Annotated in this window: 20 protein-coding genes; all 20 read right to left on the bottom strand. The window is 45.2% G+C overall.

Annotation, left to right across the window (positions count from 1 at the left end; translation table 11 throughout):
* Nucleotides 1-161: 161 nt before the first annotated feature.
* The 20 genes from pnp to tsf all read right to left on the bottom strand — a co-directional run bounded on the left by pnp (nt 162) and on the right by tsf (nt 22,822).
* Complete coding sequence (gene pnp, locus AS030_RS06195; protein ID WP_061969517.1) at nt 162-2,282, bottom strand: polyribonucleotide nucleotidyltransferase; 2,121 nt, start codon at nt 2,280-2,282, stop codon at nt 162-164.
* Nucleotides 2,283-2,690: 408 nt separating this feature from the next.
* Nucleotides 2,691-2,960 (bottom strand): 30S ribosomal protein S15, encoded by a 270-nt coding sequence (gene rpsO / locus AS030_RS06190; RefSeq protein ID WP_061969515.1) that lies wholly within the window; start codon nt 2,958-2,960, stop codon nt 2,691-2,693.
* A gap of 136 nt (nt 2,961-3,096) precedes the next feature.
* The gene (ribF, locus tag AS030_RS06185) at nt 3,097-4,035 is read right to left on the bottom strand and encodes a bifunctional riboflavin kinase/FAD synthetase (protein ID WP_061969513.1); all 939 of its coding nucleotides are present in this window, start codon (nt 4,033-4,035) and stop codon (nt 3,097-3,099) included.
* A gap of 24 nt (nt 4,036-4,059) precedes the next feature.
* Nucleotides 4,060-4,983, bottom strand: a complete 924-nt coding sequence (gene truB / locus AS030_RS06180; protein WP_061969510.1) for a tRNA pseudouridine(55) synthase TruB — start codon at nt 4,981-4,983, stop codon at nt 4,060-4,062.
* A 58-nt stretch (nt 4,984-5,041) separates the two neighbouring features.
* The gene (gene rbfA, locus AS030_RS06175; protein ID WP_061969507.1) at nt 5,042-5,413 is read right to left on the bottom strand and encodes a 30S ribosome-binding factor RbfA; all 372 of its coding nucleotides are present in this window, start codon (nt 5,411-5,413) and stop codon (nt 5,042-5,044) included.
* Nucleotides 5,414-5,439: 26 nt separating this feature from the next.
* On the bottom strand, nt 5,440-5,718 hold the full coding sequence (locus AS030_RS06170) for a DUF503 domain-containing protein (protein WP_061969504.1): 279 nt from the start codon (nt 5,716-5,718) through the stop codon (nt 5,440-5,442).
* Complete coding sequence (infB, locus tag AS030_RS06165; protein WP_061969502.1) at nt 5,715-7,973, bottom strand: translation initiation factor IF-2; 2,259 nt, start codon at nt 7,971-7,973, stop codon at nt 5,715-5,717. Before infB ends, AS030_RS06170 begins: the two co-directional genes overlap by 4 nt.
* Before the next feature lie 19 nt (nt 7,974-7,992).
* Nucleotides 7,993-8,295, bottom strand: coding sequence for a YlxQ family RNA-binding protein (locus AS030_RS06160; RefSeq protein WP_061969499.1), 303 nt, complete (start codon nt 8,293-8,295; stop codon nt 7,993-7,995).
* A gap of 4 nt (nt 8,296-8,299) precedes the next feature.
* On the bottom strand, nt 8,300-8,557 hold the full coding sequence (gene rnpM / locus AS030_RS06155) for an RNase P modulator RnpM (protein ID WP_061969496.1): 258 nt from the start codon (nt 8,555-8,557) through the stop codon (nt 8,300-8,302).
* Between the two features lie 20 nt (nt 8,558-8,577).
* A complete protein-coding gene (nusA, locus tag AS030_RS06150; RefSeq protein ID WP_061969494.1) occupies nt 8,578-9,675 on the bottom strand; it encodes a transcription termination factor NusA in 1,098 nt (365 codons plus the stop codon).
* Between the two features lie 17 nt (nt 9,676-9,692).
* Nucleotides 9,693-10,166 carry a ribosome maturation factor RimP gene (gene rimP, locus AS030_RS06145; protein ID WP_061969492.1) on the bottom strand — a complete coding sequence of 158 codons (474 nt, stop codon included), beginning with the start codon at nt 10,164-10,166 and terminating at the stop codon, nt 9,693-9,695.
* 163 nt (nt 10,167-10,329) lie between these two features.
* Nucleotides 10,330-14,625, bottom strand: a complete 4,296-nt coding sequence (locus AS030_RS06140; RefSeq protein WP_061969491.1) for a PolC-type DNA polymerase III — start codon at nt 14,623-14,625, stop codon at nt 10,330-10,332.
* A gap of 79 nt (nt 14,626-14,704) precedes the next feature.
* Nucleotides 14,705-16,417, bottom strand: coding sequence for a proline--tRNA ligase (locus tag AS030_RS06135; RefSeq protein ID WP_061969488.1), 1,713 nt, complete (start codon nt 16,415-16,417; stop codon nt 14,705-14,707).
* A gap of 21 nt (nt 16,418-16,438) precedes the next feature.
* The gene (gene rseP, locus AS030_RS06130; RefSeq protein WP_061969486.1) at nt 16,439-17,713 is read right to left on the bottom strand and encodes an RIP metalloprotease RseP; all 1,275 of its coding nucleotides are present in this window, start codon (nt 17,711-17,713) and stop codon (nt 16,439-16,441) included.
* Between the two features lie 16 nt (nt 17,714-17,729).
* Complete coding sequence (locus AS030_RS06125; RefSeq protein ID WP_061969483.1) at nt 17,730-18,878, bottom strand: 1-deoxy-D-xylulose-5-phosphate reductoisomerase; 1,149 nt, start codon at nt 18,876-18,878, stop codon at nt 17,730-17,732.
* Between the two features lie 24 nt (nt 18,879-18,902).
* Nucleotides 18,903-19,694, bottom strand: coding sequence for a phosphatidate cytidylyltransferase (locus AS030_RS06120; RefSeq protein WP_061969481.1), 792 nt, complete (start codon nt 19,692-19,694; stop codon nt 18,903-18,905).
* Nucleotides 19,695-19,709: 15 nt separating this feature from the next.
* On the bottom strand, nt 19,710-20,468 hold the full coding sequence (locus AS030_RS06115; RefSeq protein ID WP_061971583.1) for an isoprenyl transferase: 759 nt from the start codon (nt 20,466-20,468) through the stop codon (nt 19,710-19,712).
* 87 nt (nt 20,469-20,555) lie between these two features.
* Nucleotides 20,556-21,113, bottom strand: a complete 558-nt coding sequence (frr, locus tag AS030_RS06110; protein ID WP_061969479.1) for a ribosome recycling factor — start codon at nt 21,111-21,113, stop codon at nt 20,556-20,558.
* Entirely contained in the window at nt 21,113-21,838 is a 726-nt protein-coding gene (gene pyrH / locus AS030_RS06105) for a UMP kinase (RefSeq protein WP_061969477.1), read from the bottom strand. Before pyrH ends, frr begins: the two co-directional genes overlap by 1 nt.
* Before the next feature lie 99 nt (nt 21,839-21,937).
* On the bottom strand, nt 21,938-22,822 hold the full coding sequence (gene tsf / locus AS030_RS06100) for a translation elongation factor Ts (RefSeq protein WP_061969475.1): 885 nt from the start codon (nt 22,820-22,822) through the stop codon (nt 21,938-21,940).
* Nucleotides 22,823-22,884: the final 62 nt, after the last annotated feature.

Here is a 22,884-nt window from a genome sequence, read left to right as displayed (position 1 = left end):
CTTCCCCCCCATTAAAAAGGTATGTCCAATCTGGAAGGGTTAGAACATGGAGCCCCGCTCTATAAATGGTATTTTCAAGCTTCAAAACAAACAAAAAAAACCGTGTAATGAACAGCACCCCTATTATTGGAATAGGGGTTACAGTCCAAAACCGGTTTTGATTATTGTTCGCTATTCTTTTGTTCCTGTTCTTTCTTTTCCTCTTTCAAAACAACTTTTCTTGAAAGGTTTACACGTCCCTGGTTGTCAATCTCAGTAACCTTGACACGAATGATATCTCCGAGTTTGAGTACATCCTCTACTTTGCCGATTCGCTCTTCGGCTATTTCAGAGATGTGAACAAGCCCGTCTTTTCCAGCGAAGAGTTCAACGAAAGCACCGAACTTTTCAATGCGTTTCACTTTTCCATCATAGTACTCGCCCACTTGCACTTCACGAACAAGATCAGCAATAATTTTTTGCGCTTTTTCGTTCATCGCTTGGTCGGCAGATGCGATAAATACAGTGCCGTCCTGCTCGATGTCGATTTTCACGCCGGTTTCTTCAATAATTTTATTGATGATTTTTCCGCTTGGCCCGATGACGTCTCTGATTTTATCCGGATTGATTTTCATCGTAATAATTTTCGGAGCATAAGTAGACAGTTGTTTTCTAGGTTCTGACAGTGTATCAAGCATTGAGGAAAGAATGTGCATTCTTCCTTCTTTTGCCTGTGTAAGCGCCTGTTCCAAGATCTCACGGTTGATCCCAGAGATTTTAATATCCATCTGCAATGCTGTAACACCTTTTTCAGTACCGGCAACTTTAAAGTCCATATCTCCCAGATGGTCTTCCATACCCTGGATATCAGTAAGAACCGTTACATCTTCGCCGTCGCTTACTAAGCCCATCGCAATACCGGCTACAGGAGCTTTGATTGGAACACCTGCATCCATCATGGCAAGTGTGCTTGCGCAAATACTCGCCTGAGAAGTTGAACCGTTGGATTCAAGTACTTCAGATACAAGTCGGATGGTGTAAGGGAAGCTTTCTTCTGACGGGATAACCGCTTCAAGAGCACGTTCTCCGAGTGCACCATGTCCGATTTCACGGCGTCCCGGTCCTCTCATAAAGCCGGTTTCGCCGACGCTGAATGGAGGGAAGTTATATTGATGCATGAAACGCTTGGATTCTTCCACACCCAAACCGTCAAGAACCTGTACATCTCCCAAAGCTCCCAGCGTACAAACGCTCAATGCCTGAGTTTGACCGCGCGTAAACAGCCCGGATCCGTGCGTACGGGCCAGCAGGCTGACATCAGAGGAGAGTGGACGGATCTCATTGATCTTTCTTCCATCCGGACGAACTTTTTCCTTGAGAATAAGTCGTCTAACTTCGCCTTTGATCAGAAGCTGAAGCACTTCTTTGGCTTCATCCACCTTTTCTTCATCGGTTTCTTCATAATGAGCAACCACTCGTTCTTTTAACTCATCAAGCGCACTTTGTCTTTCCTGCTTATCAAAAACGGAAACAGCTGCTGCCAAATCCGAACCGATAAAGCTGCGCACTTCCTCCACAAGCTCCTGATCAACTTCGTGCAGCACGACTTCCATTTTTTCTTTTCCGAGCTCTTCCACAATCTTATCCTGGAAGGCAATCAATTTCTTGATTTCCTCGTGGGCGAACATGATCGCTTCTAGCATGACCTCTTCAGGAACTTCCTTTGCTCCCGCCTCTACCATATTAATGGCATCCTTTGTGCCTGCTACAATAAGATTAATGTCGCTTTTCTCGTTCTGTTCGACCGTTGGATTCACGATAAATTCGCCATCGATACGGCCAATGGTGACCCCGGCAATCGGTCCTTCAAACGGGATGTTTGAAATGGACAATGAAAGAGATGATCCAATCATCGCAGCCATTTCTGAAGAACAATCTTGGTCTACACTCATCACTGTGCTGACAACCTGAACTTCATTTCGGAAGCCATCAGCAAAAAGCGGACGGATTGGACGGTCAATCAGACGGCTGGCGAGAATAGCCTTCTCGCTCGGGCGGCCTTCCCTCTTGATAAATCCGCCAGGAATTTTACCGACCGCGTACAGACGCTCTTCATAGTTTACTGTAAGCGGGAAAAAGCTTAAGTTCTTTGGCTCCTTTGAAGCCACAGCTGTAGAAAGAACGGCAGTATCACCATATCTGACAAATACAGCTCCGTTCGCTTGCTTTGCAAGATTTCCAATTTCAAAAGACAGTTCTCTGCCTGCCCAGTCCATAGAAAAAATACGTTTCTCTTGTTCCATTTCTATTGGTACTCCTCTCGACAATAAACGAAAATATTTATGTCTCTATTATATCCTAAACTGAACGTTCCTAAAAAGAAAAACTAGGCCAGCTCTTTTAAGTATACAGTTAATCTGCTATGTACGCTTTTTTTAATCGAAAGAACTTTATCTAAAAAATTGTTGCTTTGGAAACAATCCTGCAATTTAACTCATTGACAGGTTGATTGTAGTGCAAGATGCGAGACTCCAGCAGGAAATGCGGGACAGGTAAGACCGAGAAGGCGCTTGCGCCTGATGGGCTTAGTGCCCGCCCTGCGGAAAGCTAGCATCCTGGAACGGAAATCAACAGCTTTCAAGGGCAACAATGGTTCAAGCATAAAGTTTTTTCTACAGAAAAAAAGCGGGAATTTATTCCCGCTTTTCCGATTAACGACGCAATCCAAGCTTTTTGATAAGCTCACGATAACGTGTAACATCTTTGTTACGAAGATACGTTAGCAAGTTACGGCGTTTACCTACCATTTTCAAAAGGCCACGACGTGAGTGGTGATCCTTTTTATGAGTACGCAAATGGTCATTAAGAGTGTTAATCTGCTCTGTAAGGATAGCGATCTGAACTTCTGGAGATCCAGTATCAAGATCATGCGTTTTGTACTCGCTGATCAGTTCATTTTTACGTTCTTGAGAAATTGCCATCCTGTTCACCTCCTTTAAAATATAAACCCCGTCTACCGAGCAAGCGTCGGTGAATCGCCCTGCCAAGCAGCGGTTGTTTGTACTTGACGTACAGGTAATAGATTACCTCTTTTTTAAGAATAATGCAAGAGCAAGCCTACTTTTCATAAAAATAATTTATGCCTGCCTGTTTGTCTGCGCCAATTTGTTCAATAAGGGCATCCACTGATTCAAACTTCTTCTCGTCCCGGATTCTGGAGAGCCAGTAAACTTCCACATCTTTACCATAGATATTAGAGGAAAAATCAAAAAGATGCACCTCGATCGATGCCTCCCGTTCTTCATGAAAGGTCGGTTTGGTGCCGATGTTGGCTACTCCATTCAACGGACGACCATCCACTTCGGCCTGTACAATGTACACCCCGTTGGCGGGAACCAAATAATCAGGAACAGGATCAATATTGGCCGTTGGAAAGCCAATGGAGGTTCCTCTGCTCTCCCCGTGAACCACCTTGCCGGAAATGCTGTACGGCCTTCCCAGATATTCAGGAATGTCGTCAACATTTCCCTCCTTTAGCAGGTTACGAATAAGAGTGGAACTGATTTTCTGTCCATTTTTATCCAATTTTTCAATTACCGTTTGAGAAAATATACCCCTGGCACTTTCCTCCATCATCGCCATGTTTCCTTTGCCATATTTACCGTACGTATAGTCAAATCCTGCAACAACATGCTGTACATGGAGGCCAATAAGATATTCCTCAATAAACCTCATCGGTGAGAGAGAGGCAAACTCTTCATTGAACTCTACAAGATAGAAGATATCAATCCCGAGTTCACTCAAAAGTTCCTCTTTCTTTTCAATTGGCGTCAAATATGAGACGTGGGCTTCCTTTTTCCCAAGCACAACGGACGGATGCGGATGAAAGGACATCACTGCCGATGCCATGTTTCCGTGCCGGGCAATGGCCGCTGCCGTCCCGATTACCTTCTGATGCCCCAGATGCAGGCCGTCAAAATACCCCAGGGCCATGACGGTTGGGGGAAGGTCATTCTTATTGAATTGATGCGGATGTGTAAGCGTTATTGTTTTCAAAATTCCACCTTCTAACTCTATGCGTTACTCAACGGCTAAAATTTTTTCCGGTTTCATCATACCTGGTTTCTCCGGATGTTGTTTATAAAGAGCGATACACTTTCCATTTTTATTATAAACGGCAAACGGGCTGCTTTGCACCTCAGACGCCATGGAGAGGACAGCACCATTCTTTATGCGCGCTTCCATCTCTTCATCACAGGTGATCGCGTCAAAATGAGCAATGGCCTTTTCGATGGGAAGAAAAAGGTCGTCCGTATTGCCATCCTGTATGGCCTGCTCAATCTGTTCAAAGGTAAAGCAGTCCCCTATCTCAAAAGGACCGGAGCTGGTGCGGACCAGGTGAGACATGTGAGCGGGATACCCCAGTTTTTTCCCGATGTCTACAGCCAGTGTTCTTACATAGGTTCCTTTGCTGCATCTGACAAAGAAGGGGAAAACGGGGTAAGGGCCAAAAAAGTATGTTTCCTCTGAAAGCAGGTTCAACTCGTAGATCGTCGTTTCCCTTGCCGGCCGTTCTACTTCAATTCCCTCTCTTGCATATTGGTACAGCTTTTTCCCATTCACTTTGACAGCAGAAAACATGGGTGGAACCTGCATGATTCTTCCTGTCAGCGAAACCAGTGCATCTTTTACCGCTTCAGCCGACAACCCCTCAGGTACAGGCTGGTCTTCCACCACATCGCCATGGGCATCCTCTGTGGTTGTCGCTTTTCCGATCATGGCTTCCGCCTGATAGGATTTTGGATAGTCGGACATATACTGTGCAATTTTTGTTGCTCTTCCGACACAGACGGGAAGCACGCCCGTCACTTCGGGATCGAGCGTGCCCGTATGCCCCACTTTTTTCGTTTTCAGCATTTTTCTTAACTTTGCCACGCAGTCATGGGATGTCATTCCCGCCGGCTTCAATAAAGGCAAAATGCCTTCTGGCTTTATACCTGCCATTTGTTGATACCCACCTTTTTCACATCAAAAAAGAAGAGACAGACAAACCAAGGCCTGCCTATCTCTTATTGTAATCACTATCTTCATCAGAACTTTTGATATCAGTCAGCAATGTTTCAATTCGGCTTCCATATTCGATGGATTCATCAAATTTGAAAGAAATTTCCGGTGTTTTGCGCAACCGGATTCGCTTGCCGATTTCAGTCCGGATAAAACCGGAAGCCTTGGCCAGACCCCGCAGCGTCTGTTCCTTTTGCTCATCATCGCCAAAAACAGAAATAAATACAGTCGCCTGCTGCAGATCGCCCGTTACCTCGACACCGGTAACGGTCACAAACCCGATGCGGGGATCTTTCAGCTTTCGGCCAATGATATCTCCCATTTCTTTTTTCATTTGTTCACCAATGCGGTTGGATCGGATTTCACTCATTCTTACACCCCGTTTCTATCTAGCCATTATAACCATTCGATAACCGAGGACGTAACTTCAAGCTCAGGTATACTGCTGATCAGCTTTATAGCCTTTTGAAGTTCCTGTTCCACGATTAGTTTGTCCTTTGAAATGGTTACAATTCCAAGTTCTGCTCTCTGCCATAAATCATGAAAGTCGGTCTCGGAGACAGCAAGATTAAATTGCTGTCTCAACCGGGTAACGACCTTTTTCACAACGGAGCGTTTATCCTTCAGGGAATGGGACTCATAAATGAAGCATTCCACAGTCAGGAAACCAATCATGCCCGTTTAATTTCTTCCATGATGTACGCTTCGATGACATCTCCTTCTTTGATGTCATTGAACTTTTCTAATGTAATACCACATTCGTAGCCTGCACTAACTTCTTTTGCATCATCTTTAAAGCGTTTGAGGGCATCTATTTTCCCTTCATAGATAACAACGCCATCACGGATCAGGCGAACGGTGGAATCACGGGTAACTTTACCATCAGTTACATAACAGCCGGCAATTGTCCCCACTTTTGATACTTTAAACGTCGTACGGATCTCCACCTGTCCAATAACCTTCTCTTCGAACTCTGGGTCTAGCATACCTTTCATTGCTGACTCAATTTCTTCGATCACGTTATAAATAATTCTGTGCAGACGCACATCCACTTTTTCAGCATCTGCTGTACGTTTCGCATTGTTGTCAGGGCGTACGTTAAATCCGATAATAATCGCATTGGAGGCAGACGCAAGAATGATATCCGATTCAGTGATCGCTCCTACTCCCGTATGAATGATCTTTACCTTGACGCCTTCCACATCAATTTTTTGAAGGGAACCGGCCAGCGCCTCGGCGGAGCCTTGAACGTCGGCTTTAATAATCACATTGATTTCTTTAATATCGCCTTCTTTGATCTGATTGAACAGATCTTCAAGGTTCAACTTGGAAGATTCCTTACGTTGGGCTTCCAACTGCTTTTTGGAGCGTGCTTCACCAATCTGGCGTGCTTTCTTTTCATCGGTAAATACCATGAATTGATCGCCGGCCTGAGGAACATCATTTAATCCAGTAATCTCAACTGGGGTAGATGGACCGGCTACTTTTACACGCCGGCCAATATCATTGACCATGGCACGGACACGTCCGAAGGTATTTCCGACAACAATTGGATCCCCCACATTCAGTGTTCCGTTTTGAACGAGAAGCGTAGCTACTGATCCACGGCCTTTATCAAGCTGTGCCTCGATAACTGTACCCTGAGCTGCACGGTTTGGATTGGCTTTCAGTTCTTCGACTTCCGCCACCAACTGAATCATTTCGATCAAGTCGTCGATTCCTTCCCCATTGATCGCAGAAACATTAACAAAAATCGTATCGCCGCCCCAGTCTTCCGGAATCAGAGCATGCTCGGTCAATTCCTGCATAACCCGGTCAGGATTGGCTGCTTCCTTATCCATTTTGTTCACTGCAACAATAATAGGCACTTCTGCAGCTTTTGCATGGTTGATGGCTTCAACGGTTTGCGGCATAACACCGTCATCGGCGGCAACCACAAGAATCGTGATATCCGTTACTTGAGCTCCTCTTGCACGCATCGTTGTAAACGCAGCATGCCCCGGTGTATCAAGGAACGTAATTTTCTTGCCTTTGTCTTCGATCTGGTACGCACCAATATGCTGAGTGATTCCGCCTGCTTCACTTGCGGTTACTTTTGTGTTTCGTATGGAGTCCAGCAAGGTCGTTTTCCCGTGGTCAACGTGACCCATGATAGTAACCACCGGTGGACGAATGGAAAGATCCTCTTCTTTATCGTTATTTTCATAATTTTCGAATTCGGTTACGTCGATGATAATTTCCTCTTCGACTTCCACATTGTAATCTGATGCAATAAGCTCAATGGTTTCTTTATCAAGCTCTTGGTTGATTGTTGCCATAACACCAAGAGTCATCAATTTTTTAATGATTTCAGATGGTTCTTTTGCCAGTTTCTTCGCCAGTTCACTTACAGTAAGTGATTCGGAGAAAGTAATCTTATCCGGTGTTACCGGGGTCGGCTTCGGCTGAGGAGCCGGTGCTGATTTTCCTCTGTTATTGTTTTTGTTGTTTCGGTTTTTATTATTATGATTGCTGTTGTTGTTTCTGTTCCCCGGTCGGTTTCCGCCCTTTTGGCCGGGTTTAGCGTTTTGCCCGGGTTTAGCGTTTTGTTGACCACTGTTATTTTTTTGACCCGGTTTTGAGTTATTGCTGCCATTATTCTTCTTGGGTGCTTCGTCTTTTTTAATTTTCATAGTGTTCTCTTTTTTACTCTCATTTCTATTTTCGACTTTGTTTACATTGGTTGGGTTCTTTTTATGTTCTATTTTATGTTTCTCCTCTGTATTCTTATTTTTGGGTTGATAGGCATCATTTAATTTACGGATCGCTTCTTCATCGATCATCGACATATGATTGGATACATCCACATTCATGTTTTTCAGTTTATCAATGATATCCTTGCTTTGAACATTTTGTTTTTTCGCATATTCATATACACGCATCTTACTCATATGTTCACCCCCGAATGATTTAATCAAGTAAAGCTGTTAACTTTTTGGCAAATCCTTGATCGGTTACGGCAACAACCACGCGCTGGTCTTTGCCAATCGCATTTCCGAGAGAATAGCGGTTCTCTATCCATTTTACCTCTACCCGGTAAAACGAGCATTTATCCGTTATTTTTTTCTTCGTATTGTCCGACGCATCCATGGAAAGAAGAACGCATTTCGCCTGTTGCTTCTGTACCGCTTTAACAACAAGCTCTTCCCCAGAAATACATTTTCCTGCCCTGTTGGCCAATCCAAGCAATGAAGCCCATGGTGATATATTCAATGAGTTATACTCCCTTTTCCAGTTCAGCAAACACTTCATCCGGAACTCGAGCTTTCAGTTGATTGTTGAGGCTGCCTTTTTTCTTCGCCAGAGCAAAACAGGACGCCTGATTGCACAGATACGCGCCTCTTCCTGATTTCTTTCCCGTTGGGTCAACGAAAACTTCGCCTTCAGGAGAGCGGACAATCCGGATCAATTGCTTTTTTTCTTTCATTTCCTGGCAGGCTACACATTTTCTCATCGGAATTTTCCGTGTTTTCATCCGGCTCACCCCCATGTATCTTACAGTTCTTCTTCAGTAGATTCAAACTCTTCTTGTGCAGCTTCACCAACATAAAGTCCCGATTCTTCTGCATCGGACTGACTTTTAATATCAATTTTCCAGCCTGTCAGTTTAGCTGCAAGTCTTGCATTCTGTCCTCGTTTCCCGATGGCAAGTGAAAGCTGGTAATCGGGAACGATAACGGTCGTCATTTTTTCATCTTCATTCACTAGCACTTCAAGCACCTTGGCAGGGCTGAGCGCGTTCGCTACATACACGACCGGGTCTTCAGACCATCGGACAATATCAATTTTCTCGCCATTGAGCTCGTTGACTATCGTTTGAACGCGTCCGCCTTTTTGACCGACACAAGATCCTACTGGATCCACTTCCGGGTCTGCTGCATGAACAGCAATCTTGGAACGGTCTCCCGCTTCTCTGGCAATTGATTTTACTTCAACCGTACCATCATAGATTTCCGGCACTTCAAGTTCGAAAAGGCGCTTTAATAAACCAGGGTGTGTTCTTGATACAAGAATTTGCGGGCCCTTCGTTGTTTTTTCAACCTTAGTGATGAATACTTTAATACGGTCGTTTGTTGTATATTTCTCACCCGGCATTTGTTCGGCGGCTGGAAGCAATGCTTCAACACGTCCAAGGTTAACATAGATGTAACGATGGTCCTGACGCTGGACCACACCTGTAATGATATCTTCCTCTCGGTCGATAAATTCGGAAAAAATAATGCCGCGTTCCGCTTCTCTTACCCTTTGAGTCACAACCTGTTTTGCGGTTTGGGCCGCAATCCGGCCGAAATCACGTGGAGTTACCTCCAGTTCCACAACATCTTCTAATTCATATTGCGGGTTAATCTTGTGCGCCTCTTCAAGTGAAAGCTCCTGCCTTGAATCGGTTACTTCTTCAACAACGTTTTTTCGGGCAAATACTTTGATGCTTCCTGTTGTTGTATTAAAATCCACTCTCACATTTTGTGCCTGGTGGAAGTTCCGTTTGTACGCAGAAATCAAAGCGGCTTCAATCGCTTCAATTAAAATATCTTTGCTGATTCCTTTTTCTTTCTCCAAAAAAGTAAGTGCATCTAATAGCTCGCTACTCATCCATCTTCTCCCCTTTGTTAATTGAACACAACTGCAAGTCTGGCACTTGCTATCTTGTTGTATGGCAGTTCCACTTCCGTACTGCGTGTTTTCACTTTCATTTGCAGTTTGACCGTTTCACCATCGAATTCCAGCAGTTTGCCTTCAAATTCTTTTGAGCCATCAATCTGTTCATACATTTTAATGTGGACATTTTTCCCTACGGCCTTAGCCATGTCCTCCGGTTTTTTCAATGGGCGTTCAACACCGGGTGAAGAAACTTCAAGAAAGTATGCCTGTTCAATGGGATCGATAGCATCCAACTTTTCACTGAGGCGTTCACTTACCGTTCCGCAGTCTTCAATGTCTACACCAGTTTCATTATCAATAAATACGCGAAGGAACCAGTTTTTCCCTTCTTTTACAAACTCGATATCTACCAGCTCTAGGTTTAACTCTTCCAAAATCGGGGTTACGATCTCTTCGGTAGTTTCCGTGATTTTCTTGCTCATAAACATCCTCCCTTCAACCGAAAAATCCTTTGCCAAAACGAAACGAAAGAGTGGGTTTCCCCACTCTTTTCCCGAAAGGTATTCATAAGTATTTCCAAAATTACTATATCATAATCTTCGGCTTTGTGCAACTTGCCAGCCGTCTGTCCGCCCTCTTCAGTCTTTAGAAAAGAGAGAGCTGGTTGGCTTCCGGCATACCGGCAAGACAGCCTTGCTCATCCAGATAATCGATGATGGTTTTAGACAGGCGAGCACGCTGCTGAAGGTCCTCTTTTGAAAGGAACTCTCCATCTTCACGCGCCTTCACAATATTGATGGCAGCATTTGTGCCAAGTCCCGCAATAGAATTGAAAGGCGGAATCAGTTGGTCGCCTTCCACCAAAAATTCAGTGGCGCTCGATCGGTAGAGGTCTACCTTGCCAAATGAAAAACCGCGTTCGCACATTTCAAGAGCAAGTTCCAGCACTGTTTGCAGGTTCTTCTCCTTGGTGGAAGCATCCAGCCCTTTGCCCGAGATTTCTTCAATCTTTGCGCGGATAGCGGCAGATCCCTTTACCATGGCGGTAATATCAAAATCATCAGCGCGGACAGTAAAGTAGGCTGCGTAAAAAAGAATAGGATAATGTACCTTAAAGTAGGCGATGCGGACTGCCATCAATACATAGGCGGCAGCATGGGCCTTCGGGAACATGTACTTGATCTTCAAGCACGACCCGATATACCAGTCTGGTACGTCGTTCTTTTTCATTTCTTCTACCCATTCGGGGATCAGACCTTTACCTTTACGCACGCTTTCCATTATTTTGAAGGCAAGGGACGGTTCAAGGCCTTTATAGATCAGATACACCATGATATCGTCACGGCAGCCGATCACGTCTTTCAGCTCGCATGTTCCATCGGCGATCAGCTCATTGGCATTGTTCAGCCACACGTCTGTCCCATGGGAAAGACCGGAAATCTGCACTAACTCGGAGAAAGTACTTGGTTTGGTTTCCTCAAGCATCTGCCGAACAAACTTCGTTCCAAATTCCGGAATGCCAAGCGTACCCGTTTTGCACATCACTTGGTCTTCGGTCACCCCGAGCACTTCGGGACCGGAAAAGATTTTCATAACTTCCTGGTCGGAAGCCGGAATCGTTTTTGGATCAATGCCGCTCAAATCCTGCAGCATACGAATCACGGTTGGATCATCGTGCCCGAGAATATCGAGTTTCAGCAGGTTATCATGGATGGAATGGAAATCAAAATGTGTTGTTTTCCATTCAGAATTTTTATCATCGGCAGGAAACTGGATAGGACAAAAATCATAAATATCCATGTAATCCGGAACAACAATAATCCCGCCCGGATGCTGTCCTGTGGTCCGTTTCACACCGGTACAGCCCGATACAAGCCGGTCGACCTCGGCAGAGCGGAAGGTCAGGTTATGGTCGGAGGCATACCCTTTTACATAGCCATACGCCGTTTTCTCAGCCACAGTTCCTATCGTTCCTGCACGGTAGACATAATCTTCACCGAACAGTTCCTTTGTGTAATTATGGGCACGCGGCTGGTATTCACCCGAGAAGTTAAGGTCAATATCGGGTACCTTGTCCCCTTTAAAGCCAAGGAATGTTTCAAATGGGATATCCTGGCCATCCTTTTTATAGAGCACATGACAATTCGGGCACTCTTTATCCGGAAGGTCAAACCCGGAACCGACAGATCCATCATCAAAAAAGATGGATTCCTTGCACTCAGGACACACATAGTGCGGAGGAAGCGGATTAACCTCAGTAATCTCTGTCATGGTGGCAACAAAGGAAGATCCAACGGATCCACGTGAACCTACCAGATAGCCATCCACCAGGGACTTTTTAACAAGTTTATGCGAGATGAGGTAGATAACGGCAAATCCATGACCGATAATGCTGTTCAATTCCTTTTCCAGCCGCTTTTCTACAATATCGGGGAGGTTTTCCCCATAAATACTGCGAGCCATGGAATAACTCATATTCCGTATATCATCTTCCGCCCCCGGAATCTTCGGGGTAAACAGATCGTCAGGAATCGGTTTGATCTCCTCAATCATGTCTGCGACCTTTTGGGTATTATCGACAACCACTTCCCTGGCCTTTTCGTCACCCAGGAATGAAAAGCATTCCAGCATTTCATCTGTGGTACGGAAATAAACATCCGGAAGTGTCTGTCGGTTCAACGGATTGGCTCCGCCCTGGCTTGAAACCAAAATCTTGCGGTAGATGCCGTCATTGGGATCCAGGTAATGTACATTTCCCGTGGCAACAACCGGTTTACCTAGCTTTTCACCGAGCTTCACGATGTTGGCAATGATTTCACGCAGCGCCATTTCATCCTGTATTAGTTCTTTTTCAATCAGATGATAGTAGTTTGATGGCGGCTGGATTTCAAGATAATCATAAAATTTCGCGATTTCTTCCACTTCCGAAGGCGCTTTTTGCATCATTCCTTCAAATACTTCGCCTTTATCACACCCGGACCCGATCAGTAAACCTTCACGATGTTTGGAAAGCCTCGAACGCGGAATTCTCGGTGTTCGGTAAAAATAGTTCAATTGCGATTCTGAAACCAATTTGTACAGATTCTTCAAGCCTTGTTGTGTTTGGGCAAATAGTATGCAATGGGATGGACGGCTTCTCATATATCCACCCTGGCCCATGTTTTCGTTCAGCTGGTCATGGAATTCTATTTCTTTCTCGAACGCTTGTTTTAATAGCTTCCAAAGCAGGTAGCCTGTCGCTTCTGCATCATAGATTGCCCGGTGGTGCTGGGTCAGCTCGATATCAAACTTTTTACAGAGCGTGTTCAATCTGTGGTTTTTCAGTTCCGGAAGGAGAAAACGGGCAAGTTCAAGGGTGTCAACCACCGGATTTTGGGCAGCCCCTCTCCCTATCTTGCGGAATCCTTCGTTCAAGAATCCCATATCAAAACTGGCATTATGGGCAACAAGAATGTCGTCTCCCATAAATTTTTCAAAATCCCGCAACACGTCCTCTATTTCAGGAGCATCCTGTACCATATCGTCGGTGATGCCCGTCAAATTGATCGTTGTATCCGAAAGAGGCTCATGAGGATTGGCAAACCGTTCAAATTTATCGATGATTTCACCGTTATGCACTTTGACCGCCGCAAGTTCGATGATTTTGTTGTACACGGCGGACAATCCCGTTGTTTCCACGTCAAATACAATATAGGTATCATCCGAGAGCTTCCTGTGCTGTTCGTTATAAGCGATAGGAACTCCGTCATCCACCAGATTGGCCTCCACGCCATACAAAACTTTGATACCATTCTTTTTCCCTGCTGAATATGCTTCCGGGAAGGACTGAACGGCAGCATGGTCGGTGACCGCTACAGCAGGATGGCCCCATTTGCTGGCCTGGCTGATCAGGCTGGAAGCAGAAGTTACGGCGTCCATCTGGCTCATCGGAGTATGTAGATGAAGTTCCACTCTTTTCTTTCCTTCTTCGGCAAGATCATTTCTGGTTTCAGGCGTAACTTGATTGATATCATTCGCAATCATGACCAGGTCACGAACGAAGGTATCGTTTTGTATACCACCCCGTACTTTGACCCAGATGCCCTTTTTCACGGCGTTCAGAATCGGTACATCTTCTTTGTCGCGGGAGAAGATTTTAACCATGATGGAATCGGTATAATCGGTAATCTTAAAGGTCAGCAGCGTTCTTCCGCTTCTGAGTTCTCTAGTTTCCGCATCAAATACATATCCCTGAAGCGTAACTCTGCGTTCCTCGTCCTGAATGGTTTCAATCGGAACGGGTTCATCCGGAATCTTGTAACCTATTGTAACTTCAGAAGGCACAGCAGCTGCTTCCCGCTTGTCCGCTTTTTCTTTTTCGATCAATGCAGCGAGTACTTTATCCGCATCTTCTTGCTTTTTCTGCTCCACAAATTTCTGGAACTCTTCCTCACTGTGTTTGACTTCAATTTCAAGTGAGACGGAGTCCATGCCAAACGAACGGTAGACCTCCGTCATTGCCGAAGATAATTTACGTTTGATCAAGAGCCCTTCCGCTTCATTCCGGACGGTTACTTTAATTTTATTCCCGGTTACCTCAGGAACCTGTCCCATCAATCCGGACACAAGTGAGCTTGCCGTTCCTTTCAGCTGTTCACAGCATATGCTCCAATACTCGCCGAGTAATGCTTCCTCGCATTCCCAGCTCTCACATTGAATAGTAAATGTTACTTTCGCTATATGTTCAAATGCCTGTGTAATTCTCGCCTGAAAAAAGGTATACACATTGGCAGGCATTGGTTTCGGCAGGGAAAAATAAAAATGCCAGCTTCTGTTATTTTTATCGATCGCCAGTTTCTGAACACGGCCATCACCCAGATGCGGGCGCAGCTCACCGGGTATGCCGATCTGGTCGAGCAACAAGAGAAACCGCTCTTTTCTTACCTGGTCGTCACTGTTCATGATGCCCTCCTTCCACAATTAAAGGGATGACTTGGGTTAGTGAGCCTGACGGTCAGGCTCATAAGTCATCCCCTGGATGCTAGCGCGCTAATAATTCTCGTTGGCGTTTAATCGCCTCAATTAATTCTGAAACATGGATTTCATTCATTTCACCGGTTTTTCTGACTTTCAATTCCACCATGCCCTCAGCAGCCTTTTTCCCAACCGTTACGCGGACAGGAACCCCAAAAAGGTCTGCATCGGCGAACTTTACACCTGCGCGTTCTTTACGGTCATCGTATAAGCAATCATAACCTGCACCCTTAAGTTCATCATACAGCTTTTCACTTAAATCTGCCTGTATTGCGTCTTTGCTGTTGGCTGCAATAATGTGCACATCAAAAGGTGCCAGGGATAACGGCCAGATCAAGCCTCTTTCATCATTGTTTTCTTCTGCAACTGCGGCAAGCGTACGGGAAACACCGATTCCGTAACAGCCCATCGTCATTGTCTGGCTTTTTCCATTCTCATCGAGAAAGGTTGCATTCAATGGCTCGCTGTAAACTTGTCCAAGTTTAAACACATGCCCGACTTCAATTCCTTTGGCGAAGCGGATAACCCCTTTGCCATCAGGAGAAGCATCTCCCTCCTGGATAAAACGAAGATCAGCAAAATCAGAGACCTCAAAATCGATGCCAGGATTCACATGCTGATAATGATGATTTGCTTCATTTGCTCCGGCTACGGCATTCACCATGTATTCCACCGCATGGTCAGCAATGATCTTCACGTTTTCTGGAACAGACACAGGCCCAATGTTTCCAGGTTTGCAGGAAAGCACTTTTTCCGTTTCCTCAGGTGTGGCCAGTTCGGCAGAAGCTGCTCCGAGAATGTTCTTCACTTTAATGTCATTTACATCATGATCACCGCGGACAAGCACCAGAACCGGCTCTTCATCAGCAATAAACAGAACCGACTTGATGACTTTGGCGGCATCAATGGTAAGGAGTGAAGAAACCTCTGCAATGGTTTTTGCTTCTCCCGTATGGATTTTCTCCATCTCCTTTTTGGATTCGGTGGAAGCTTCATAGGTTACGTTCACTGGTGCCATCTCAATGTTGGCAGCAAAATCAGATTCTGAAGAATAAGCAATCAAATCTTCACCGATCTCGGAAAGTACCATGAACTCATGATTATCCTTTCCTCCGATTGCCCCGGAATCCGCCAGGACCGCTCTGAAGTTCAGACCACAGCGTGAAAAGATATTATTGTATGCTGCTTTCATATCTTCATAGGTAACATCAAGGCTCTCCTGGGAGGAATGGAACGAGTACGCATCTTTCATAATAAATTCCCGGCCTCTAAGAAGACCAAATCGAGGTCTTTTTTCATCCCTGAACTTCGTTTGAATTTGGAATAGATTAAGAGGCAGTTTTTTATATGATTTTACTTCATCGCGAATGAGACTGGTAATGACTTCCTCATGAGTTGGCCCGAGCGCAAATTCACGGCCATGGCGGTCTTTTAAACGCATAAGTTCCGGTCCGTAGGAATACCATCTTCCCGATTCTTGCCAGAGTTCCGCAAGCTGCAGGGAAGGCATGGTCATCTCGTTGGATCCTGCGTTTTCCATCTCTTCACGAATAATCGCTTCTACTTTGTGAAGAACCTTTTTCCCCAGCGGCAAAAAAGAATAAATACCAGCTGCATTCTGCCGGATAAATCCTGCTCTGAGCAGAAGCTGGTGGCTGACGACATCCGCGTCAGCCGGAACTTCTCTTAATGTTGGTGCAAACAACCTGCTTTGCTTCATTTCTCCACCTCAGTTAATCACTTATTGGTCAATTTTGTCTAAAAAGAATTTATGAATGTCATTCCATGTTACGACGAGCATCAGGAGCATCAGAAATGCAAAACCGATAAAATGTACAAGCCCTTCTTTTTGCGGATCAATCGGTTTGCCCCGCAGCGCTTCAATCAGTAAAAACAACAGCCGCCCGCCATCCAGTGCCGGTAGCGGCAGCAAGTTAAAGATCGCCAGGTTAATGCTCAGGACAGCGGCCCATTGCATCAGCATTGGAATACCGCCTTCTGTCGCTTTGTTTGTGTATTCGTAAATTCCAACTGGTCCTGAAAGCTGATCGAATCCGTGCTTCCCGGTAATGAGCTCACCAAGTCCCACGAAAATCATTTTTGTCATGAACCATGTTTGCTTTGCTCCATAGGACACGGAGCCCGGCAAAGAAAACTCTGTGGAAGGATAGGCTCCAATAAATCCTTCTTTGGTGCCTTTGTTAATCTCCCGTTCACCCGGCGTTACTTCTTTATTAAGAATTTTGCCGTTCCGGTCAACTTCAAACACAAGTTTTTCTCCGGGGTTTTGCTGGATAAAGGAAACAAGCTCTTCCCAATTGCTGACTTTATCGCCATTTACGGAAACGATCCTGTCCCCTTTTTGCAGCCCGGATTTCACCGCAGCTTCACCAGGTGCCAGATTGCCAAGTCGTGCTTCCTTTGTAGGAATGCCCTGGAACAAAGAAAAACTCATTAATACGATGAACGCGAGCAGCACATTCATGAACGGGCCTGCAAAAATGGCAAGCGTCCGCTGCATGAGAGTTTTTGAGCCAAACTGCCTGTTATACGGAGCAATTTGCATTTCCTGATAATCGGCCACATACATTGCCTGCGGGTCGACGCTGTAGCTTTGGCGTTCTCCCTCTTCATTTTCATATCCGGTAATCACCAAACGGTGCTCCAAGTCAGCGTTTTCCACAGTAATGACTTTTTGGATGTCATATTTTTCTTTATGGTTGACAATAATCTTTTGGACGCTGCCTTCCGGGTTAAAAATCAGTCCTACCCTGTAACCTGGTTTCAGCTCGATCCCTTCCGGATCCTCACCGGCCATCCTTACAAACCCGCCCAGCGGCAATAGCCGTACGGTGTATGTTGTCTCACTCTTTTTAAACGCGAAGAGCTTTGGACCGAAGCCAATGGCAAATTCCCGGCACAAAATGCCGGCTCGTTTGGCGAGCATCAAATGGCCAAGTTCATGAAAGAAAACAAGAGCACCCAAAATAATTACGATGGAAATGACTGTATTCATAACCTTTTACCCACCTTTAATTTAATAATGACTGAACATATTGCCGTGTGTGTGTATCAATGGCCTGTATTTCTTCCAGTGTCGGCTGTTCAATAAATTCATGGTGCTCCAGTGCTTTTTCAATGTATTCTTCGATCGCCAGGAAAGATATTTTACGTTCAAGGAACAATCCGACCGCAGCTTCGTTTGCTGCGTTCAGCGCGGTTGTCATTGTTCCGCCTTTCTCTCCTGCGAGATAAGCCAGTTTCAGGCAGCGGAACCGTTCCATGTCCATTTTTTTAAAATGAAGCTTTCCAATCTCCCATAAATTTAACCTTTTGGAAGGCGTATGTTCAAGTCTGTCAGGATAGGTCAGCGCGTACTGAATGGGAACCCGCATGTCGGGGTTTCCCAAGTGTGCCAGCGTGCTGCCGTCCTTATACTCTACCATAGAGTGTATGATGCTTTCTTTATGAAGAATGACGTCTATTTTTGAATAGGGCATATTAAAGAGCCAATGCGCTTCTATCACTTCCAGGCCTTTGTTCATCATCGTTGCCGAGTCGATGGTGATTTTGGCTCCCATGGACCAGTTCGGATGATTCAATGCCTCATCAACAGTAACATCAGCCAGCTGTTCCCGCGTATAATCCCGGAAACTTCCTCCAGACGCGGTAAGAATGAGCCTGTCAACCTGTTGGGCATTTTCTCCGTTAAGACATTGGAAGATGGCTGAATGCTCGCTGTCCACCGGCAGGAGGCTGACGTTATGTTTTTCAGCCAGCTCCATAATGATATGTCCGGCAGTGACCAGTGTTTCTTTATTGGCGATGGCTATATCCTTGCCGGCCTGAATGGCGTTGATGGTGGGCACCAAGCCTACACTTCCCATGACCGCATTCACCAGAATATGAGCTTCCCGAGCGACAGCTGCTTCAATCAGGCCTTCTTGTCCATAATAAACAAGTGATTGGTCCCCCAGACGCAAACGCAGGTCATCAGCATCTTTTTTATCTTGAACCGCAATGATCCGCGGTTTAAATTTCTCTATTATCTCCATCCCTTTTTCTACATTCTTTCCAAAAGAAATGGCCGTTAATCGAAATAGCTCAGGGTGTTGTGCGATTACATCAAGCGTTTGTATACCGATGGAACCTGTCGCACCCAACAAACTGATATTTTTCATAGAGCACTCCTTGTTTTTTCGCTACTACAGCAAGCTCAGGATATGGAGGAGCGGAAGCACGAAAAGCCAGCTGTCCGTACGGTCCAATATTCCGCCATGTCCCGGCAGCAGATTGCCAGAATCCTTCACTCCGTAATGCCGCTTAAAGGCGGATTGTGCAAGATCGCCAATCTGTCCGAAGATCCCCACAATCAAAGCCATGAACAGCACCTGGTTCAGAGTAAAAGGCACAAAATCTGTAAAGTAGCAGATTACGCCAACCACAATGCTCGTAACGATGCCCCCGATTGCTCCTTCGATGGTTTTGTTCGGACTGATCACCGGCCACAGTTTTGTTTTTCCGATGGATTTCCCGGTAAAATACGCACCCGAATCAGCTCCCCAAATCATGAAAAGGACAAAGAATAAAATCGGAAGGCCATGTTCAAGCACTCTCGTTTCGTATATATAGTGGAATCCGTAACCCACATACAGAGAGGAGAGGATAACAAATCCCGCATCATCAAATGTAAAGCGGTTCTTTGTGATGACGGTAATCACCAGGATCAGGAGCATCGCAAGTACAATGGGTTGCGAGCCTGTGAAACTTCCAAGGTACTGTTCTTTCCAATCCTGCGGGATGACTGTTGCCAGTGTCAGCAATAGAGCAATGATGCCCTCAGCCGACAAAAGCGGAATATGCTTCATTTTCAGCAATTCGTGGATCCCGATCACTGCCAAAGCGATGATAACGAGGGTAAAAGGCAAATGGCCGTAAACCGTAACTCCTATAAAAAGAAGAGCGGCTATTACTCCCGTAATGATGCGTTCTTTCATAAATCCTCCTTCTTATTATACACCGCCATAACGGCGACCGCGATTCTGATAGTCGTAAATGGCTTTTTTTAAGTGTTCTTCTTTAAAATCAGGCCAGTTCACCTCGGTAAACCAAAATTCACTGTAGGCGAGCTGCCAAAGCATAAAGTTGCTGAGGCGCACTTCACCGCTCGTCCGGATCAACAGATCAGGATCCGGAAGGCTGGATGTCATTAAATACCGGCTTACCAAATCTTCATTAATCGCATCACGCCCGATGGTTCCGGCTTCAACATCGCGGATAATTTCGGTTAACGCGGTTGTTATCTCGTTCCGGCTGCCATAATTCAGGGCAAAATTCAAAATAAGGCCAGTATTGTTTTTGGTTTTTTCTATTGCCTCGTCAACAGCCTGAATGGTATGTACCGGCAATACATCCTTATGGCCCATGATGGTCACACGCACATTCTGTTCAATCAATTCAGGCAGAAAGCTGTTTAAAAATTCCCCAGGAAGTCTCATGAGAAAGTCCACTTCTTCACGGGGCCGCTTCCAGTTTTCCGTTGAAAAGGCATAGAGTGTCAGCACCTTAACGCCGAGATTGTTGGCATACTTCACCACTTTTTTTACTACTTTCATGCCTTCATGGTGTCCTGCCACCCTGGGAAGCCCGCGTCTTTTTGCCCAGCGTCCGTTCCCGTCCATGATGATTGCCACATGAGCCGGTATTGTATCCTGTCTTATGTTCAGCTCTGTTTTTTCTTCTTTTTTCCAGAATGAAATTCTGTCAAGCATGGCAAAGCCCCCATTATCGTCCAGACTTAACAAAAAAACCCCCTGTATAAAGAGGGCTTTTCTTATTTTATTTTACATGGAAATCAATTATACTTCCATGATTTCTTTTTCTTTACTTGAAGCGATTGTATCTACTTCGCTAATATATTTGTCTGTAAGCTTCTGAACATCATCATTGTAGCGGCGGAGTTCATCTTCAGTGATCTCCCCATCCTTCTCAGCCTTCTTCAGCTCATCGTTGGCATCACGGCGAACATTGCGAAGAGCAACCTTGGCTTCCTCTCCATATTTCTTAACAAGTTTGACAAGCTCTTTACGTCTTTCTTCAGTTAGAGGAGGAATCGCAATGCGGATCACTTGCCCATCATTGGAAGTTGTTAAGCCAAGATCGGACTTTTGGATCGCCTTTTCTACATCGTTCAGGGCCGATTTATCATATGGCTGGATGACAAGCAGGCGTGCTTCAGGCACTGAAATCCCGGCAAGCTGGTTGATTGGTGTCTGAGCTCCGTAATAATCCACTTGAACACGATCTAAAAGTGCAGGGTTTGCACGGCCGGCGCGGATGGTCGAAAGCTCACGCTGAAAAGATGAAATGCCTTTTTTCATTCGGTCTTCTGCGTTTGTTAAAATTTCCTTTGCCATTAATTATTCCCCCTAATCGTAGTTCCAATTTCCTCACCAAGAACTGCACGCTTAATGTTTCCTTCTTCCATAATGGAAAACACGATAAGCGGAATATCATTGTCCATACATAATGAAGATGCCGTCGTATCCATGACAGCCAGGCCTTCTTTAAGCAAGTCAAGGTAGGATAAGGTATTGTATTTCACAGCATTCTGATCGATCGTCGGATCGGCTGAGTATACGCCGTCCACATTATTTTTAGCCATCAGGATCACTTCGGCTTCGATTTCCGCCGCGCGAAGAGCAGCTGTTGTATCCGTTGAAAAGTAAGGATTTCCTGTTCCTGCAGCAAAAATAACAACACGTTTCTTTTCAAGGTGACGAATAGCTTTTCTGCGAATGTACGGTTCAGCAACCTGGCGCATCTCGATTGACGTTTGTACCCTTGTCTGCACACCGATATTTTCAAGGCTGTCCTGTAAAGCCAGGGAATTCATAACAGTCGCCAGCATCCCCATGTAATCGGCGGATGCGCGATCCATTCCCATCTCGCTTCCCGCTTTGCCTCTCCAGAGATTACCGCCGCCGACAACAACGGCCACTTCCACTCCGAGCTCGACAATGTCTTTCACCTGATGGGCAATCGATTGAATGACACCAGGATCTATTCCGCTTCCTTTACCGGCCGCAAGAGCTTCCCCGCTTAGTTTAAGTACTACTCGTTTATATTTTGAAGTGCTCATAATTCCCTCCGTATCCATCACCTGTAATTGCTTTTTTTATCCTAAGCTCTTTTAAAAAAAGGGAACACACTGTGCTCCCTTTTTTTACTTTTTACACCATTACTTTTTAACTTGAGACATTACTTCTTCTGCAAAGTTGTCTTCGCGCTTTTCCATACCTTCGCCAACTTCGTAACGTACGAATGCGATAACCTTACCGCCTTTAGAAGCTACGTACTTACCAACTTTTTGGTCTGGATCTTTAACGAAAGACTGATCGTTCAAGCAGATTTCTTCAAAGAATTTGCCAAGGCGGCCTTCCACCATTTTAGCAACGATGTTTTCAGGCTTTCCTTCGTTAAGCGCTTGTTGAGTAAGCACTTCACGTTCATGAGCCACTTCTTCTTCGCTTACAGCGTCACGAGAGATGTAACGAGGGTTAACAGCAGCAACGTGCATTGCCACATCTTTAGCAATTGCTTCGTCTGTTGTACCTTCCACTACAGAAAGCACTCCGATGCGTCCACCCATGTGAAGGTATGCGCCAAACGCTGCATTTTCGCCTTTTTCAACGATTTGGAAACGACGAAGTGAGATTTTTTCACCAATCTTGGCAATTGCGTTGTTCAAGTACTCGGCAACTGTTGTGTTTTCACCTTTAATCGTAGAAGCAAGCGCCTCATCAACAGTAGCAACATCGGCTTCAAGAAGATGCTTACCAATTACAGAAATTAGCGCTGTGAAGCTTTCGTTCTTTGCCACGAAGTCAGTTTCAGAGTTCACTTCAAGGATAACAGCTTTGTTGCCTTCTACAACAACAGAAGTAAGACCTTCTGCTGCAATACGGTCCGCTTTTTTAGCTGCTTTTGCAATACCTTTTTCACGAAGGAAATCGATCGCTTTTTCCATGTCCCCGTTGGTTTCTGTCAATGCTTTTTTACAGTCCATCATCCCTGCGCCTGTTTTTTCGCGCAATTCTTTTACCATTTGAGCTGTTACTGCCATAATGAAATTCCTCCTTTGGTTTATGTAAAGCTAAGGTTGGCATTAAAAAAGGGTGTGAAAGG

The organism is Fictibacillus enclensis, from assembly GCF_001457035.1.
GTDB lineage: Bacteria > Bacillota > Bacilli > Bacillales > Fictibacillaceae > Fictibacillus_C > Fictibacillus_C enclensis.
The sequence above is the reverse complement of the archived record's forward strand: the minus strand, read 5'-3'. Positions and strand labels throughout refer to the sequence as shown.